Source organism: Intrasporangium calvum DSM 43043, assembly GCF_000184685.1.
GTDB lineage: Bacteria > Actinomycetota > Actinomycetes > Actinomycetales > Dermatophilaceae > Intrasporangium > Intrasporangium calvum.
In genome coordinates, this window is record NC_014830.1 from 2,836,656 (window position 1) to 2,851,415 (window position 14,760).

The window sequence follows — 14,760 nt, forward strand, 5'->3', positions numbered from 1 at the left end:
GGGCCGGGCGCGGTCCCAGCCCTCCCGGCCCCCACCGGCCGCAACACACCCGCTCGTCGACCGCCTGCCCCGGGTGTAGCCGACACCAGCACGCTGTAAGCGGGTGTGTTGCGGTCAGGTCTGGCGCTCCCGACCGGAGGTCTGGGTATGTCGATAGCGTAGGTACCCACCCCAGGAGGAATCCTCATGATCGTCCGTCGTATCGCCCGTCCCATGCTCGCCTCGGTCTTCGTCGCAGCCGGTATCGATGCACTGCGGAACCCGGCCCCCCGCACCAAGAAGGCGGCGCAGCTGCTCGACACGGTCTCCGCCCCACCGGCGGTGCAGCAGGATCCTGACCTGTTCGTCCGGGTCAACGGCGCGTCCCTCGTGACGGGCGGCCTCCTGCTGGCAACGGGCCGGATGCCGCGTCTGGCCTCGACGCTCCTCGCCGCCTCGGTCGTCCCCACCACGGCCATCGAGCACGCCTTCTGGGACGAGACCGATCCGGACAAGCGCGCCCAGAGCCGTAGCCTGTTCCTCAAGAACGTCGGCCTGCTCGGTGGCCTGCTGCTGGCCAGCGTCGACACCGCCGGCAAGCCCGGGCTCGCCTGGCGGGCCCAGCACGCCACCCGGACCACGCGCCGCGAGGCGCGCCACGCCAAGCGGGCCGCCGCCCGGGAGGCCCGTCTTCTCGCCCATCGAGCCCAGGACGTCGTGAGCTGACTTGAGTCCCGCCGACCCTTCCCCTCCCGCACCCCGCACCCCAGATCTCCCCACGGACCCCAGCGGCCATCGAGGCCGCAGCACGCCGGTCCCGGGGGACTGGTCGGCACCCACCCCGGACCGGCCCGTCCACGCGACCGTGCTCCTCCCCGGGAGCAAGTCGCTGACGAACCGCTACCTCGTGCTCGCTGCGCTGGCCGGCGACCGCTCCCGTCTGCGCGCCCCGCTGCGCTCCCGCGACACCCTCCTGATGGCCGACGCCCTGCGTGCGCTGGGCGTCCGCATCGACGACGTCGATCCCGATGGGGACGTTGCCGGATCCGTGCCGGACTGGCTGGTCAGCCCGCCGGAGCACCTCCGCGGGGACGTGCGGATCGACTGCGGCCTCGCAGGGACCGTCATGCGGTTCCTCCCTGCCGTGGCGGCCCTCGCGCGGGGCCCCGTCCACCTCGACGGCGACCCGCAGGCGCGGGTCCGACCGATGGGTCCCGTCCTCGAGTCCCTGCGCGCCCTCGGCGTCGAGCTCGAGGACTCCGACGGTTACCTGCCCCTGACGGTGCACGGTCGCGGGAGCGTCCGAGGCGGCTCCGTGACGATGGATGCCTCGTCGTCCTCCCAGTTCGTGTCGGCGCTGCTGCTGGCGGGGGCACGGTACGACGAGGGCATCACGATCCACCACCGCGGCAGGCCGGTCCCGAGCCAGCCGCACATCCTCATGACGGTCGAGACCCTGCGCGACGCCGGTGCCCTGGTCGACGACTCGGAGCCCGACACGTGGCGCGTCGAGCCATCCGAGATCAACGCGCTCGACGTCTCGATCGAGCCGGACCTGTCCAATGCCGGCCCCTTCGTCGCCGCCGCGCTCGTCACGGGTGGCACGGTCCGCATCCCCGGCTGGCCGCAGTACACGACCCAGGCCGGGGACCTCATGCGCGAGATCCTCGACACCATGGGCGCCGACGTCCGGCTGGACCGGCACGGCCTCACGGTCATCGGCAGCGGGGAGCTCGTGGGGATCGACATCGACCTGCACGACGCAGCGGAGCTCACGCCGACCGTCGCCGCGCTCGCAGCGCTCGCCTCGACGCCGTCCTCGATTCGCGGGGTCGCCCACATCCGCGGACACGAGACCGACCGCCTCGCGGCTCTGACGGCCGAGCTCGGGTCGCTCGGCGGCGCCGTCACTGAGACCGAGGACGGGCTGCGGATCGCGCCGGCACCCCTGCACGGGGGCCGGTTCCGGACCTACCACGACCACCGGATGGCCACGGCCGGCGCGATCGTGGGCCTGCGGGTGCACGGGGTGACCGTGGAGGACATCGAGACGACGAGCAAGACCCTGCCGGACTTCCCCGGCCTGTGGGCCGGCATGCTGTCCGGCCGCGCCTCGGTCGCCGCCCTCTCGCCCTCCGAGGAGCCGGCTCGATGAGCTGGCGAAACCTCGACGAGGGCGATGTCCGCGTCCGCCCCAACCGCAGGGGGTCGCGGCCCCGCACCAAGGAGCGTCCCGCCCATGCGGACGCAGTCGTGGCCATGGTCATCGGCGTGGACCGCGGTCGCTACACCTGTCTCGTCCCAGCGGTGGCTTCCAAGCGGCACCACGAGCCCGAGCGTGTCGTCGTCGCGATGAAGGCTCGCGACCTCGGCCGGACCCGGGTCGTCGTCGGCGACGAGGTGGCGCTCGTCGGGGACACGAGCGGCGAGCCGGACGGCCTGGCCCGGATCGTGCGCATCGAGGAACGCCGCTCGGTGCTCCGGCGCACCGCAGACGACACCGACCCCGTCGAGCGGGTCATCGTCGCCAACGCCGACCGGCTGGGGATCGTCACCGCGCTCGCGGACCCCGAGCCGCGGCCGCGGATGGTCGACCGCTGCCTCGTGGCCGCCTACGACGCAGGCCTCGAGCCGCTGCTCATCCTGACCAAGGCCGACCTCGTCGACGCTGCCGACTTCCTCGCCAAGTACACGCCGCTCGAGGTGGACCACGTCGTCACCCGCAGGGACGGCGACGACATCATCGGGCTCGACGAGGTGCGGGAGCGCCTGGCAGGACGGGTCACCGTGCTCGTCGGCCACTCGGGGGTCGGCAAGAGCACGCTCGTCAACGCCCTCGTCCCGGGCGCCACTCGAGCCATCGGAGTCGTCAACGACGTGACGGGGCGGGGCCGCCACACCTCGACGAGCGCCGTTGCACTGCGGCTACCGGAGGGGGGCTGGGTCATCGACACCCCGGGCATCCGCTCCTTCGGCCTGGCCCACATCGACGTCGACCGGATCATCGACCACTTCCCCGACCTCGCGGCCGGCACAGGGGAATGCCCCCGGGGCTGCACCCACGACGAGGAGGAGTGCGCCCTCGACGAGTGGGTCAGGGCCGGCCACGCCGGCGAGCCCGGACCCGCGCGGCTGGAGTCACTGCGCCGGCTGCTGCGCACGCGCTCGGCCGTCGAGGACTACTGAGCCCCCGCGGCCGAGCGGTCACGCACCAGAGCCGTCACGCGCCAGAACGGTCCCGCGCCAGAACGGTCCCGCCCAGCGCTTCGACCCGGTCCCTCAGGCCTGCTGGGCCAGGGTGAAGCCGACGCCGTCAGGGGTCTCGGCGGCATCCAGCGTCTGGCCCTCCAACGCGGGAGCAACCTCCCCAGCGACGTAGACGTTCGCGTTCCCGGCAACGACGACCACGTCGTCGGGCTGAGGTGCGGCGACGACGGTCACGGCGAACTGCCCGTCGTCGGCAGCAATCCGCAGACCAGCGCTCTCCTCCGGAGAGCCCTGGGTGAGTCCTTGGACGACGGACTGCGCGTTCTCGGTCACGGTGAGCATGGGGGAACTCCTGTCTTCGTGCGGTCGCCGGCCGGAGCCGACGTCGACGCCTACGACCACCTCACGGGGCAAGTGCGCACACGCCTCGGACCACTCCACCCTCACCGATCACCGGGGGGCCATGTCAAGTCACGCACTCGCGACCGGACCGCAACCCACCCGAGAACTGCTGCCTCACAAGGAGACTGAGCCCAGCGGCATACGACGTCCGGGCGTGTCTCAGGAGAGCAGCGAAGCTTCACGGCCACGGAACCCGACCGGACGCTAGGCTCCGCCAAGTGACCTCCTACGACGACGACCTTCGTCTCGCCCACGTCCTCGCCGATGCCGTCGAGCGTGTGACGATGTCGCGCTTCCGCTCGGCCGACCTGCTCGTCGAGAGCAAGCCGGACCTCACCCCGGTGACCGACGCGGACCGGGCTGCGGAGGAGCTCATCCGGCTCCAGCTCAAGCGGACCCGACCTCGGGACGCCGTGGAGGGTGAGGAGTTCGACACGACCGGCCACGGCCCGCGGCGCTGGGTCGTCGACCCCATCGACGGCACGAAGAACTACGTGCGCGGCGTCCCCGTCTGGGCCACCCTCATCGGCCTCGTCGACAACGGCCGGCCCGTCCTCGGGCTCGTCGCCGCCCCTGCCCTGCAACGGCGCTGGTGGGCAGCGGTCGGCTCCGGAGCCTGGTCCGGTCGCTCGCTCTCGTCGGCGAAGCGGATCTCCGTCTCCCAGGTCGGGCGCCTCGGCGACGCCTCCCTGTCCCACTCTTCCCTGTCCGGCTGGCGGGTTCGCGGCCGCCGTGACGACTTCCTCGACCTCATGGACGACTGCTGGCGCACCCGGGCCTACGGCGACTTCTGGTCGTACATGCTTGTCGCGGAGGGTGCCGTCGACATCGCGGCCGAGCCCGAGCTGGCCGTCCACGACATGGCGGCCCTCGTCCCCATCGTCGAGGAGGCGGGCGGCCGGTTCACGGGACTCGACGGCCGCGAGGGGTGCTGGAGCGGGAACGCCCTCGCGACCAACGGGCTCCTCCACGACGAGGTGCTCCGCCGGATCGGCACGCCCGCGACGGAGGCCTGACCGAGTCAGTCGCCGACGACGGTGACTGCGCCGAGGCCGAGCTCCTCGATCGCGGCCCGGTGCGTGGCGGCGTCCCCGACGAGGACCATGGTCCAACCGGTCCCGGGGGGAGAACCGGGCAGGGCGACCCCTGCTCCCGTCGCGAAGCGGCGGAAGGCGTCGTCCAGCCGGGCCCGGTCGACGCGCTCGAGGTCGCGCAGGTTGGCGGTGGTGAACTCGGTCGTCCGTCCGTCCAGGGCCATGTTGATCGCCTCGTCCGCCACGGCGTCGGCGGTCGCATAGCGTCCCGGAGCGGTCTTGCTGATGAAGTCGACGCCGGAACGGACCTCCTGCTCGGAGAAGCCGTCCCGGCCGCTCTCGAGGATCTCGACGAGAAGGCGGACCGACTCGGGGGTGCTGTCGGCCCGGACCGAACCCGAGGTGAGGAACAGGCCCCCGGTGCGCCGCGGCCGGAAGCTCGACCGGATCCCGTAGGTGTAGCCCTTCTCCTCCCGCAGAACGGCGTCGACGCGCGCGTTGGGCGAGCCACCGAGGATGAACCCGATGACGGGATACGGCGCCCAGCCGCCCTCCACGGAACGGTCAGGACCCGGCGCACCGAGCACGATCTCGGTCTGCACCGACTCGGAGCGGTTGACGATGACGATCCGGTCCCGGTCCGCGGCCAGTGCCGCCGCGCGGCTGAGCGACGATGCACGGTCGGGGCCTCGACGCCAGCCGCCGAGGGCGTCCCCGACGAGCGCGTGGACGTCGAGCCCCGCGAGGTCACCGGCCAGCGCGACCGTGGTCCCGGCAGCGACGACGTGCTCCTCGTGGAACGCCACGACGGCGTCCCGCGTGATCCGCGAGACCGTCTCGCGGGACCCGCCGGTCGGCCGCGACCCGCGCTCGTCCTCGGCGAAGAAGGTGGCGACGAACTCCAGCGCGGCGCGGTGGCCGGGGACCGACCGCTCCTGGTCGATCTCGGCGAGGCGGGCGCGCACCTGGCGGGCCACCTCGCTGTCGGGGAAGACCGGCTCCGTCAGGATCTGCCGCAGGAGGTCCAGCGCCGGCCCCAAGTTGCCCTTGACGACGTCGAGGTCCAGGGTGAGGCCCGCCTCGCTGATGGCGGCGCCGTAGCTGATCCCCTTGCGCTCGAGGAGGCGCGCCAGCTCCTCGGCCGAGTGGTGGACCGTGCCCTCGTCCATGGTCCGAGCCATGATCGTGCCGACGCCCTCGAGCTCCCGCGGCTCCGCACTGATGGGGACGGGGAGGCCGAGGCGCACGGAGATGACGTACTGGCCGGGGACGTCGTAGGTCACCAGGCGGATGCCGTTGGGCAGGTCGTGGGTCGCCGCCTCGGGGAAGGACCACTGGGGCGGTGGCGCCACCGTGGGCCGCGGGACGGCGGTCATGCGGCCACCTCCGCCTCGTCCTCGGCCAGGTAGCGGACCACCGCGCGCGACCCCGGGTCGAGCCAGTCGGCGGTCGCCTGTCGCACCTGCTCAGCCGTGACGGCCTTGACCTGGTCGACGAAGGTGTTGACGTAGGAGGGGTCCCCGCTGAGGAGGGCATGGTGGCTGATGTGGTCGGCCCGCTCCTCGATGCTCGCCAGCGCGCTCAGCCAGGACCGCTCGGTGTCGGCGACCACCGACTCGAGCTCACCCTCGTCCGGTCCCTCGCCGATGAACCGGCGCAGCTCCTCGCACACGGCCGCCTCCACCGCCTCCGGGTCGGCGCCGGCGGCGATGTCGACGGTGATCGTCCCCAGACCGACGCCGTCGACGAGCCCCATCGTCCACCCGGACACCGACGTCGCCGTCTCGTCGGTGCGCACGAGACGCCGCATGAGCCGTGAGCTGGACAGGCCGCTCATGACGTCGACGGCGATCGAGCAGGCGTGGTACTCGGGCGTGGTGTCGACCGGCAGCCGGAAGGAGATGTAGATCCGGTCGTTCGGCACGGCACCGGGGCGGTCGAGCCGCACCGGCTCGGCGATCGGCGGGAGCTGGGGCAGTCGCTCACGGTGCTGCAGCTCGATCGGCTCCAGCCCCCCGAAGTAGCGCTCGGCCGCGTCGAACCCCTGCTCGGCCGTGATGTCGCCGACGAGGGTGAGCACGGTGTTGTTGGGCCCGTAGTGCGAACGGTAGAAGGCGTGGACGTCCTCGAGGGTCGCCGCGTCGAGGTCCTCCATCGACCCGATCGTCGGGTGGTGGTAGGGGTGGTCGTCGGGGAAGGCGGTGGCGTAGATGTCGATGAGGGCCTGGCCGTACGGGACGTTGTCGTACCGTTGGCGCTTCTCCTCCTTGACGACGTCGCGCTGGTTGTCGAGGTTCTCCTGGGTGACCGCGTCGAGGAGGTATCCGTGCCGGTCAGCCTCGAGCCACAGGGCCAGGTCGAGGGCCCCGACGGGGATCGTCTCGAAGTAGTTCGTCCGGTCGAACCAGGTGGTGGCGTTGAGCCGCCCTCCCTCGTTCATCAGGGCGCTGAAGTGCTCACCGGAAGCCACGCTGCGACTGCCCTGGAACATCAGGTGCTCGAAGAGGTGCGCGAACCCGGTCCGGCCAGGCACCTCGTGGCGCGAGCCGACCCCCACCCACAGGTTGACCGCGACGCTCGGGACGGCGTGGTCCTCGGAGACGATGACCCTAAGGCCGTTGGGCAGGGTCCGCTCGGCGAGGGAGTAGGCGATCGACGTCACGGCACGACCCTACGTGACCCGCCCCCCGGCGGGCCGCGAGCCCGGAGAGGTGCCCCCATCACGTAACCTTGGGTTATCGATAACTGCTCAACGATAACGCTGGCATATGCTGGAGTCATGAGCAACGACGCCCGCGGCCCCGACCTGCTCACCACGATCCGCGAGTCGGTGATCGGCGAGGACCAGGTCCTCCCCGGGCCGTACGGTCCGCGCCGCGTGACCTACGCCGACTACACCGCCTCCGGCCGCGCCCTCAGCTTCATCGAGGACTTCATCCGCGACGAGGTCCTCCCCCGCTACGCCAACACCCACACCGAGTCCTCGGGCACCGGACTCCAGACGACCCGGTTGCGCGAGGACGCGCGCCGCACGATCCGCGCGGCAGTCGGGGGTGACGAGGACACGGTGGTCATCTTCGCCGGGTCCGGCTGCACCGGCGCCATCGACAAGCTCATCGGCATCCTCGGACTCCGGGTGCCGTCCGCTTTCGAGGACCGCTGGCAGGCGAGCGCCCTCGTGCCTCCCGCCGAGCGACCCGTCGTGTTCATCGGGCCCTACGAGCACCACTCGAACGAGCTGCCCTGGCGAGAGTGCGTCGCAGACGTCGTCGTCGTCCCCCAGGATGAGCACGGACACGTGAGCCTGGCCGCCCTGCGACAGCTGCTCCAGACCTACGCCGACCGGCCCCTGAAGATCGGCTCGTTCTCGGCCGCGAGCAACGTCACCGGCATCCTCACCGACACCGACGCCATCTCCACCATCCTGCACCAGCACGGCGCCCTCGCGTTCTGGGACTTCGCCGCCGCCGGCCCCTACGTCGACATCGCCATGTACGGGCGTCCCGGGCGCAGGATGCCAGCCCGCAAGGACGCGATCTTCCTCAGCCCACACAAGTTCATCGGCGGACCAAGCACGCCAGGGGTGCTCGTCGTGCGCAAGGAGCTGCTGACGAACCGCGTGCCCGACGTCGTCGGCGGAGGCACCGTCACGTACGTCAACCCCGACTCCCACGACTACCTCACCGACCCGGCGCACCGCGAGGAAGGCGGCACCCCGGCGATCATCGAGGCGATCCGGGCCGGGCTCGTCTTCCAGCTGAAGGATGCCGTCGGAACCGCGGTGATCCACGCCCGCGAGCAGGACTTCCTGCGCCGGGCCGTCGACGCCTGGGCCGGCGAGCCCACGATCGAGATCCTCGGCAACGTCGACGCCGACCGCCTTTCGATCCTCTCCTTCGTCGTGCACCGTCGGAGCGGGACGACGCGCCACTACCTGCACCACAACTTCATCGTCGCGCTGCTCAACGACCTCTTCGGGATCCAGGCGCGGGGAGGCTGCTCGTGTGCCGGTCCCTACGGCCACCACCTGCTGGGTATCGACCCGGAGCGATCGCACGAGCTCGAGCGGCAGATCACCGGGGGCTGCGAGGGGATCAAGCCCGGATGGGTGCGAGTCAACTTCAACTACTTCATCTCCGACACGGTCTTCGACTACATCGTCGAGGCGGTGCGCCTGGTGGCGCGCGATGGGTGGCGCCTCCTGGGCGACTACGACTTCGACCCGGTCACCGGGCGTTGGACCCACCGGCGTGGCCCCGTGGAGCCGCCGCTGCGGCTCGGCCAGGTCCAGTTCGAGGGGGGCCGGATGACCTACCCGCGACACCCGGACCGGGCCCCCGAGTCCGCCCTGCCCGGCTATCTCGCCGAGGCCGCCCGGATCCTCGACGCGGCGACGCCACCGTGCGACGACGCGGCGAGCGTCAGCATGGACTTCGACCACCTGCGGTGGTTCGACCTGCCCACGACCGCGATCCACACCTGAGCCGGCCGGGACCACGGGGACACGCGCGAACATGTGCCGGGGGAACAGCTCAGGCCCGGAGATCGAGATCTCCGGGCCTGAGTCGTTTGGTAGCGGGGGCAGGATTTGAACCTGCGACCTCCGGGTTATGAGCCCGGCGAGCTACCGAACTGCTCCACCCCGCGTCGGTGAAACCAACCTTACGCGAATCCCCTCAGGGGACCAAATCGGGCACCGCACGCGCCGCAGAGGGTGTGCGCGGTGCCCGATGGTGGTGGCTCAGGGGGTGGCTGGAGCGGCTGCCGCCGCCCGGGCCAAGGCCTCCTTCAGACGCTCCTGTGCTTGCCCGTAGGCGGCGAAGTCGCCGTTGCGCAGCGCCTCCTCACCCGCTCGGAAAGCCGCATCGGCGTCGGCCAGCGCCTTCCGGAGGGCGTTCGCGTCCGGGGTGCCCGTCGGCGCTGGAGACGACGCCGTCGGGCTGGCGGACGGCGTGCCCGACGCGGATCCGGTCGGCGTGCCGGTCGGCGTCCCGGGCGGGGTCACCGGGGTGTCCGTCCCCTGGTCACCGGCCGCCGCGCCGGAGGAACCACCGAAGAGGTCGTTGAGGGCGTCGTCCAAGGAGCCGGCCCAGGCGATCTTCTCCCCGAAGGACACCGCCACCGCGGAGAGCCGCGGATAGGCACCAGCCCCGGAGGCCTGGACGTAGATCGGCTGCACGTAGAGCACGCCGCCGCCGACGGGCAGGGTGAGCTGGTTGCCGAAGGTGACCTCCGCGCCCTGCAGCGCAGTCGTCGAGATGAACTGCGCGAGCGTGCCGAAGCCGGAGTCCGTGGACGACACCTGGGAGGACCGCATGTCGTTGTAGACCTGGCCCGGGCCCTTCACCGTCGTGTTCGAGGGCTCGAGCAGGCGTAGCGCGCCGTAGCCGGCTGCCCTCTTCCCGTCCTCGGAGCCGGCGTCACCGTCGGCCGCGAGGAAGCCGGTGAGCAGGTTGCGGTCACCGACGGGCATGAACGTCGAGGTGAGCGAGAACGACGGCTTGGGCTGACCCGGCATGGCGAGGGACAGGTAGTACGGCGGTTGGAGCAGGGACTGCTCGGCGTTGGCGCCGCGCGTCGGGTCGAGCGGGACGCGCCAGAACGTCTGGCCGCCGTAGAACGACGCAGGGTCCGTCTCGTGGTACTTCGTCAGGAGCTGACGCTGGATCTTGAAGAGGTCCTCGGGGTAGCGAAGGTGCTCCATGAGGGATCCCTTGACCTCCGACAGGGGCGTCACGGCGTCGGGGAAGATCTTCATCCAGGCCGCGAGGATCGGGTCCTGGTCATCCCACTGGTAGAGCGTCACCGTGCCGTCGTAGGCGTCGACCGTCGCCTTGACCGAGTTGCGCACGTAGTTGACCTGGCCGGCGCGGATGGCCTGCACGGAGTCGCGGGTGCGGGTCACTGCGTCCGAGGTGGCCGCGTCGAGCGTGGCCATCTCGGAGTAGGGGTACATGTCGGTCGTCGTGTAGCCGTCGATCACCCACATGACACGGCCGTCGACGACCACGGGGTAGGCGTTGCCGTCGAGCGTGAGCCACGGGGCCACCCGCTCGATGCGCTCGCGCGGGATGCGGTGGTCGATCAGTCGCGAGTCGTTGGTCACGGCGTCAGAGAGCAGGAAGTTGATCTCGCGGTACTTGAAGGCGTAGGCGAGGCGCCGCATCGCGTCGAGATCGACGCCACCGGCTCCGGCGTAGCTGTTCGTCACCTGCTGGTTGCCCTCGGACAGGTAGTCGAACTCCTTCTTGCCGGCGCCGACGATGGAGTACTCGGGTGAGGACTCGCCGAAGTAGATCCGCGGCTCGTACTCGCCGAGGACGCCGGTGGTGCCGATCTGTGACTCGAAGAAGCTCGGGCGACCGTCGTCCTCACGGGTGTTGCCCTTCGCGGCGACGACGCCGTAGCCGTGCGTGTACACGGTGTGGTCGTTGAGCCAGTTCCGTTGGCCGTCGGGCACGCCGGTCAGGTCGAGCTCTCGGACGGCGATCACGGTGTCGGTCAGCTCGCCGTTGAGGTCGTAGCGGTCGACGTCGAGCACGTCCGCGAACTGGTAGTAGCCCTTCGACGCCTCGAGCTGCTTGAACGTCGGGCTGACGACGTTGGGGTCGATGAGGCGGATGCCCGGGATGGTGTCTGCGTCGTTGCGCAGCTGTCCCGGGCTGGCCGTCGTGGTGGTGTCGTACTTCTCGACCTTGACGCCGTCGAAACCGTAGGCCTTGCGCGTCGCGTCGATGTTGCGCTGGATGTAGGGCAGCTCGAGGGACTTCTCGGAGGGGCGGACCTTCAGCGACTGGACCAGCGCGGGGTAGATCCCGCCGACGGCCACGACGACGACGGCGAGGACCGCGACACCGACGAGGGGCAGGCGCCAGGAGCGGGTCCAGATGGTGCTGACGAACATGCCGGCGCACATCAGCGCCGCGATGGCGAGGATGGCCTTCGTGGGGATGACCGCGTGCGCCTCGGTGTACTGGATCCCGGTCATGCGGGTCGACTGGGCGTTGGCGAGGTTGTACCGGTCGATCCAGAACGCCACGGCCCGGACGAGCACGAGCGTGGCCGCGATGATGGACAGGTGCACCCGGGCGGCCTGGGTCGACCGCATCCGCTGCGCCGCGACGACGCCGCCGTAGAGGTAGTGGGTGAAGGCGGCGGCGATGAAACCGAGGACGAGGACCATCGTCAGGAACGACACGATGAAGTTGATCCACGGCAGTTCGAAGACGTAGAAGCCGATGTCGAGGCCGAACTCCGGGTCGGTCGTGCCGAACTGGGTCCCGTTGCGCCACAGCAGGAAGGTGTCCCACTGGGTGGCGGCCGAGAGTCCCGCGAAGAGGCCGATGGCAAGGGGGGCTGCGACCGTGGCGGTCCGTCGCATCGGCTCCACCAGCTGGCGGTAGTGCTCCATCGCCTGGGTCTCCGGCGAGGGCGCGTAGATCGGCCGGTTCCGGAAGGCGACGTGGATGCTCGACCACACCACCGCGGCGGTGAACAGGCCGCCGGCGAGACCGAGGACGATCTTGGTGACGAGCTGCGTGGCGAAGACCGAGGAGAAGTCGACGGACTGGTACCAGAGCACCTCGGTCCAGAAGGTGGCCAGCGTCGCCACCACGAGCAGCAGCGCGAAGGCGATGACCAGGGCCGTGATGAGGGGGCTGCGGTTGGGGGGAAGGGGCGCCGCTCGGCGAGCAGGTCCCTGCTCGCCGCCGTCGCCGAAGGGGCCCTGAGTGGGGCCGAAGTCGCTGTCGCTCACGTTGCGTCGCCTCGAGATGCTGGGACCGGCCGGGACTCGCCGTCGCGAAGTACCGTTTGCGGCAACGATAACCCGAACGCCCGACGCCCTCCGCCCCCCGTGGGCCCAAGCGCCCTCGATGCCGTATGCCGCTGGGCTCGCTCCGCGGGGCCGCCGCCTCGGGTGGTTGGATGGGTGGGTGGAAGAGCAGCCGGTCACCTCCGTCACCGCCGACCCCCTCATCGTGGCGGCCCTGGACACCGAGCGCCATGTGGCCGCCGCCGGCTGGGACCAGCCGGCCCGCCTCTTCGCCCTGGTGCGCACGGCCGCCCTGCTGGACCGCGAGCCGCACCTGCGCCCGCAGATGGGCCCGAGGGACCTGGCTGCGGGCGCCCTGACGGCGGTCGAGCAGGAGGGGCTGCCGGCGACCTCGTCGCTGGAGACGCTGCTCGGCCGGATCGCCTGGCCCGACGAGGTCGACGGGTGCGCGTTCGCGATCGAACGGATCGTCGTGCCGCCGGACGCCGAGCGCGACCTGCCCCAGCGGTCCGAGTCGGCGGTCGAGGCCCTCGCGGCCCACCCCGACCGCAAGGACGTCCGGCTGCTCGTGGCGGTGCTGAGGGACGGGTCCTCGATCTGCCTGCTCCGCCAGCGCGACCACGACTCGGACGACGCGGTGGCGACCGGCAGGGACATCGCGCCCGGACTCGTGGCGGCGCTGCGGTCGACGTTCGAGGACTAGCGGGACCGGCTGGCCCGGCCGCTGGCGGCCCTGCTTCAGCAGCGCCTGAGGCCCGAGGTCCGGCCGGAGGCGATGCCCTCGACCGCTTGGCGGGCGTCGTCGAAGGTGTCGACGGCGAACACCTCGAGTCCCGATGGAATGTTGCCGGTGACCTCGGGGCAGTTCTCGACCGGGGCGAGGAAGTACTCGGAGCCACCGGCCCGGGCACCGGCCATCTTCTGCTTGATCCCGCCGATGGGGCCGACGTCGCCCGCGTCGTCGATGGTCCCGGTCCCGGCCACGTCCCGCCCGTCGGTGAGTGAGCCGGGGGTCAGCTTGTCGTAGATGCCCAGGGCGAACATCAGCCCGGCCGAGGGACCACCGACCTCGCCTGCGTTGATCGTGACCTTCGCCGGGAAGTCGTGGTCGAGCTGCAGGAGCACACCGAGGGCCGTCCTGCCCTCGGAGCCCGACATCGTGGGGACGTCGACGACCTTCGAGGACCCGGCACGGGACACCTCGACCTCGATCTGCTCCCCCGGGCGAACCACCTGCAGGGCGGACCGGACGCTGTCGGCGGTGGTGATGGTCACGTCGCCCACGCGCACGATCCGGTCCCCCATGCGCAGCACGTCCTTGGCGAGCGACTCGTCGAGGATCTCGGCGATCTTGACGTGGGTCGTCACCGTCTTGCCGAGGGCGCGCAGGGCGACGGCGGTCGCCTCTTCCTGCGAACCTGCCATCTGGACGGCGTTCTCCTCGGCGATCCGCTCCTCACTCGCATTGGGGTCGAAGACCTGATCGACCGGCAGGACGTCCTGGGACGGGTCGATCCAGGCCCACAGGACGTCGAAGGCGTCGACGGGGAACCCGGGACCGCCCAGGACCGACACCGTCGTGAAGCTGAGCTCCCCCTCCGCGTCGTAGGCTGGCAGTCCCTCGATGGAGATGAGGGCCGAGCCGTCCGACTTGCCGGGCACGTCACCGAGGGTGTTCATCGTCGGGCCGGGGCTCATGATCGCCACCGGGACGTGGACGAGGTTGCCGACCACCAGGACGGCCAGCGCGAGGAAGAAACCGACGAGGAAGAGAACGTTGCCTCGGCTGAGCGGGGCCGGCTGACGGACGGGGGCCGGGAACGCGGGCGGCGCTGCCTCGCTCGCCGGGACGCGCCGGATCGTCCTCACGGGAGCCCGACCCATTCGTCGGACCCGTCCGAGAAACCTTGGTGTTTCCAGATCGGCACCGTCGCCTTGAGCTCGTCGATGAGTCGGCGGCACACCTCGAAGGCCTCACCCCGGTGCTCGGCGCTCACGCCGACGACCACGGCCAGGTCACCGATGTCGAGCCGGCCCACCCGGTGCACGAGGCCGATCCGGACGACCCGGCCCTCGGCAGCCAGTCGCTCCGCCAGCGCCCGGGCGACGTCGGCCGCCTGCGGGTGCGCGCTGTAGTCCAGGTGCGTCACGTCCGCGGGCCCCTGCGGCTCGCCGGCCGCCGGCGCGGCGGCCTTCGTGTCGTGGTTGCGCACCGTGCCGACGAAGACGCAGGTGCCGCCGGCGCGCGGATCCGCGACGCTCGAGAGGACCTCGTCGACGGACAGCGGCGTCTCTCGGATCTCGGCAAGGGTGACCGTCACGCCGGACATCGTATGCGGCTCGACCGGGTGATCGACGACAGCG

12 protein-coding genes and 1 tRNA gene are annotated in these 14,760 nt (G+C 71.2%); 6 read left to right on the forward strand and 7 right to left on the reverse strand.

The genetic code is table 11. The features are described from left to right. The first annotated feature begins 186 nt into the window (after nt 1-186). The 3 genes from INTCA_RS12830 to rsgA are packed head-to-tail and all read left to right on the forward strand — an operon-like array spanning nt 187 to nt 3,165. Entirely contained in the window at nt 187-705 is a 519-nt protein-coding gene (locus INTCA_RS12830; RefSeq protein ID WP_013493351.1) for a DoxX family protein, read from the forward strand. 1 nt (nt 706) lies between these two features. Beyond that, a complete protein-coding gene (gene aroA, locus INTCA_RS12835; RefSeq protein ID WP_013493352.1) occupies nt 707-2,134 on the forward strand; it encodes a 3-phosphoshikimate 1-carboxyvinyltransferase in 1,428 nt (475 codons plus the stop codon). Next, nucleotides 2,131-3,165 carry a ribosome small subunit-dependent GTPase A gene (rsgA, locus tag INTCA_RS12840; protein WP_013493353.1) on the forward strand — a complete coding sequence of 345 codons (1,035 nt, stop codon included), beginning with the start codon at nt 2,131-2,133 and terminating at the stop codon, nt 3,163-3,165. The genes aroA and rsgA overlap by 4 nt, the downstream gene beginning before the upstream one ends. A 93-nt stretch (nt 3,166-3,258) precedes the next feature. On the opposite strand, the gene INTCA_RS12845 is transcribed toward rsgA, so the two are convergent. Beyond that, a complete protein-coding gene (locus INTCA_RS12845; RefSeq protein WP_013493354.1) occupies nt 3,259-3,528 on the reverse strand; it encodes an iron-sulfur cluster assembly accessory protein in 270 nt (89 codons plus the stop codon). A gap of 278 nt (nt 3,529-3,806) precedes the next feature. On the opposite strand from INTCA_RS12845, the gene hisN reads away from it, so the two are divergent. Then, nucleotides 3,807-4,604 (forward strand): histidinol-phosphatase, encoded by a 798-nt coding sequence (gene hisN, locus INTCA_RS12850; RefSeq protein ID WP_013493355.1) that lies wholly within the window; start codon nt 3,807-3,809, stop codon nt 4,602-4,604. A 5-nt stretch (nt 4,605-4,609) separates the two neighbouring features. On the opposite strand, the gene INTCA_RS12855 is transcribed toward hisN, so the two are convergent. Together INTCA_RS12855 and INTCA_RS12860 are read right to left on the reverse strand one after the other, a co-directional pair. Further along, a complete protein-coding gene (locus INTCA_RS12855; protein WP_013493356.1) occupies nt 4,610-5,998 on the reverse strand; it encodes a M16 family metallopeptidase in 1,389 nt (462 codons plus the stop codon). Continuing rightward, entirely contained in the window at nt 5,995-7,284 is a 1,290-nt protein-coding gene (locus tag INTCA_RS12860) for a M16 family metallopeptidase (protein ID WP_013493357.1), read from the reverse strand. Before INTCA_RS12860 ends, INTCA_RS12855 begins: the two co-directional genes overlap by 4 nt. A gap of 117 nt (nt 7,285-7,401) precedes the next feature. Between INTCA_RS12860 and INTCA_RS12865 the strand changes: the two genes are divergently transcribed. Further along, entirely contained in the window at nt 7,402-9,105 is a 1,704-nt protein-coding gene (locus INTCA_RS12865; protein WP_013493358.1) for an aminotransferase class V-fold PLP-dependent enzyme, read from the forward strand. Nucleotides 9,106-9,192: 87 nt separating this feature from the next. On the opposite strand, the gene INTCA_RS12870 is transcribed toward INTCA_RS12865, so the two are convergent. Both INTCA_RS12870 and INTCA_RS12875 read right to left on the reverse strand, forming a co-directional pair. Then, a tRNA-Met gene (locus INTCA_RS12870) sits at nt 9,193-9,269 on the reverse strand. A 94-nt stretch (nt 9,270-9,363) separates the two neighbouring features. Further along, complete coding sequence (locus tag INTCA_RS12875) at nt 9,364-12,378, reverse strand: UPF0182 family membrane protein (RefSeq protein WP_013493359.1); 3,015 nt, start codon at nt 12,376-12,378, stop codon at nt 9,364-9,366. A 178-nt stretch (nt 12,379-12,556) separates the two neighbouring features. Here INTCA_RS12875 and INTCA_RS12880 point away from each other — a divergent pair, with 178 nt between their 5' ends. Continuing rightward, nucleotides 12,557-13,099 carry a PPA1309 family protein gene (locus tag INTCA_RS12880; protein ID WP_041307703.1) on the forward strand — a complete coding sequence of 181 codons (543 nt, stop codon included), beginning with the start codon at nt 12,557-12,559 and terminating at the stop codon, nt 13,097-13,099. Between the two features lie 35 nt (nt 13,100-13,134). On the opposite strand, the gene INTCA_RS12885 is transcribed toward INTCA_RS12880, so the two are convergent. Both INTCA_RS12885 and INTCA_RS12890 read right to left on the reverse strand, forming a co-directional pair. Next, nucleotides 13,135-14,265, reverse strand: a complete 1,131-nt coding sequence (locus INTCA_RS12885; protein WP_244859826.1) for a YlbL family protein — start codon at nt 14,263-14,265, stop codon at nt 13,135-13,137. Then, complete coding sequence (locus INTCA_RS12890; protein WP_013493362.1) at nt 14,262-14,726, reverse strand: molybdenum cofactor biosynthesis protein MoaE; 465 nt, start codon at nt 14,724-14,726, stop codon at nt 14,262-14,264. The genes INTCA_RS12885 and INTCA_RS12890 overlap by 4 nt, the downstream gene beginning before the upstream one ends. Between the last annotated feature and the right edge of the window lie 34 nt (nt 14,727-14,760).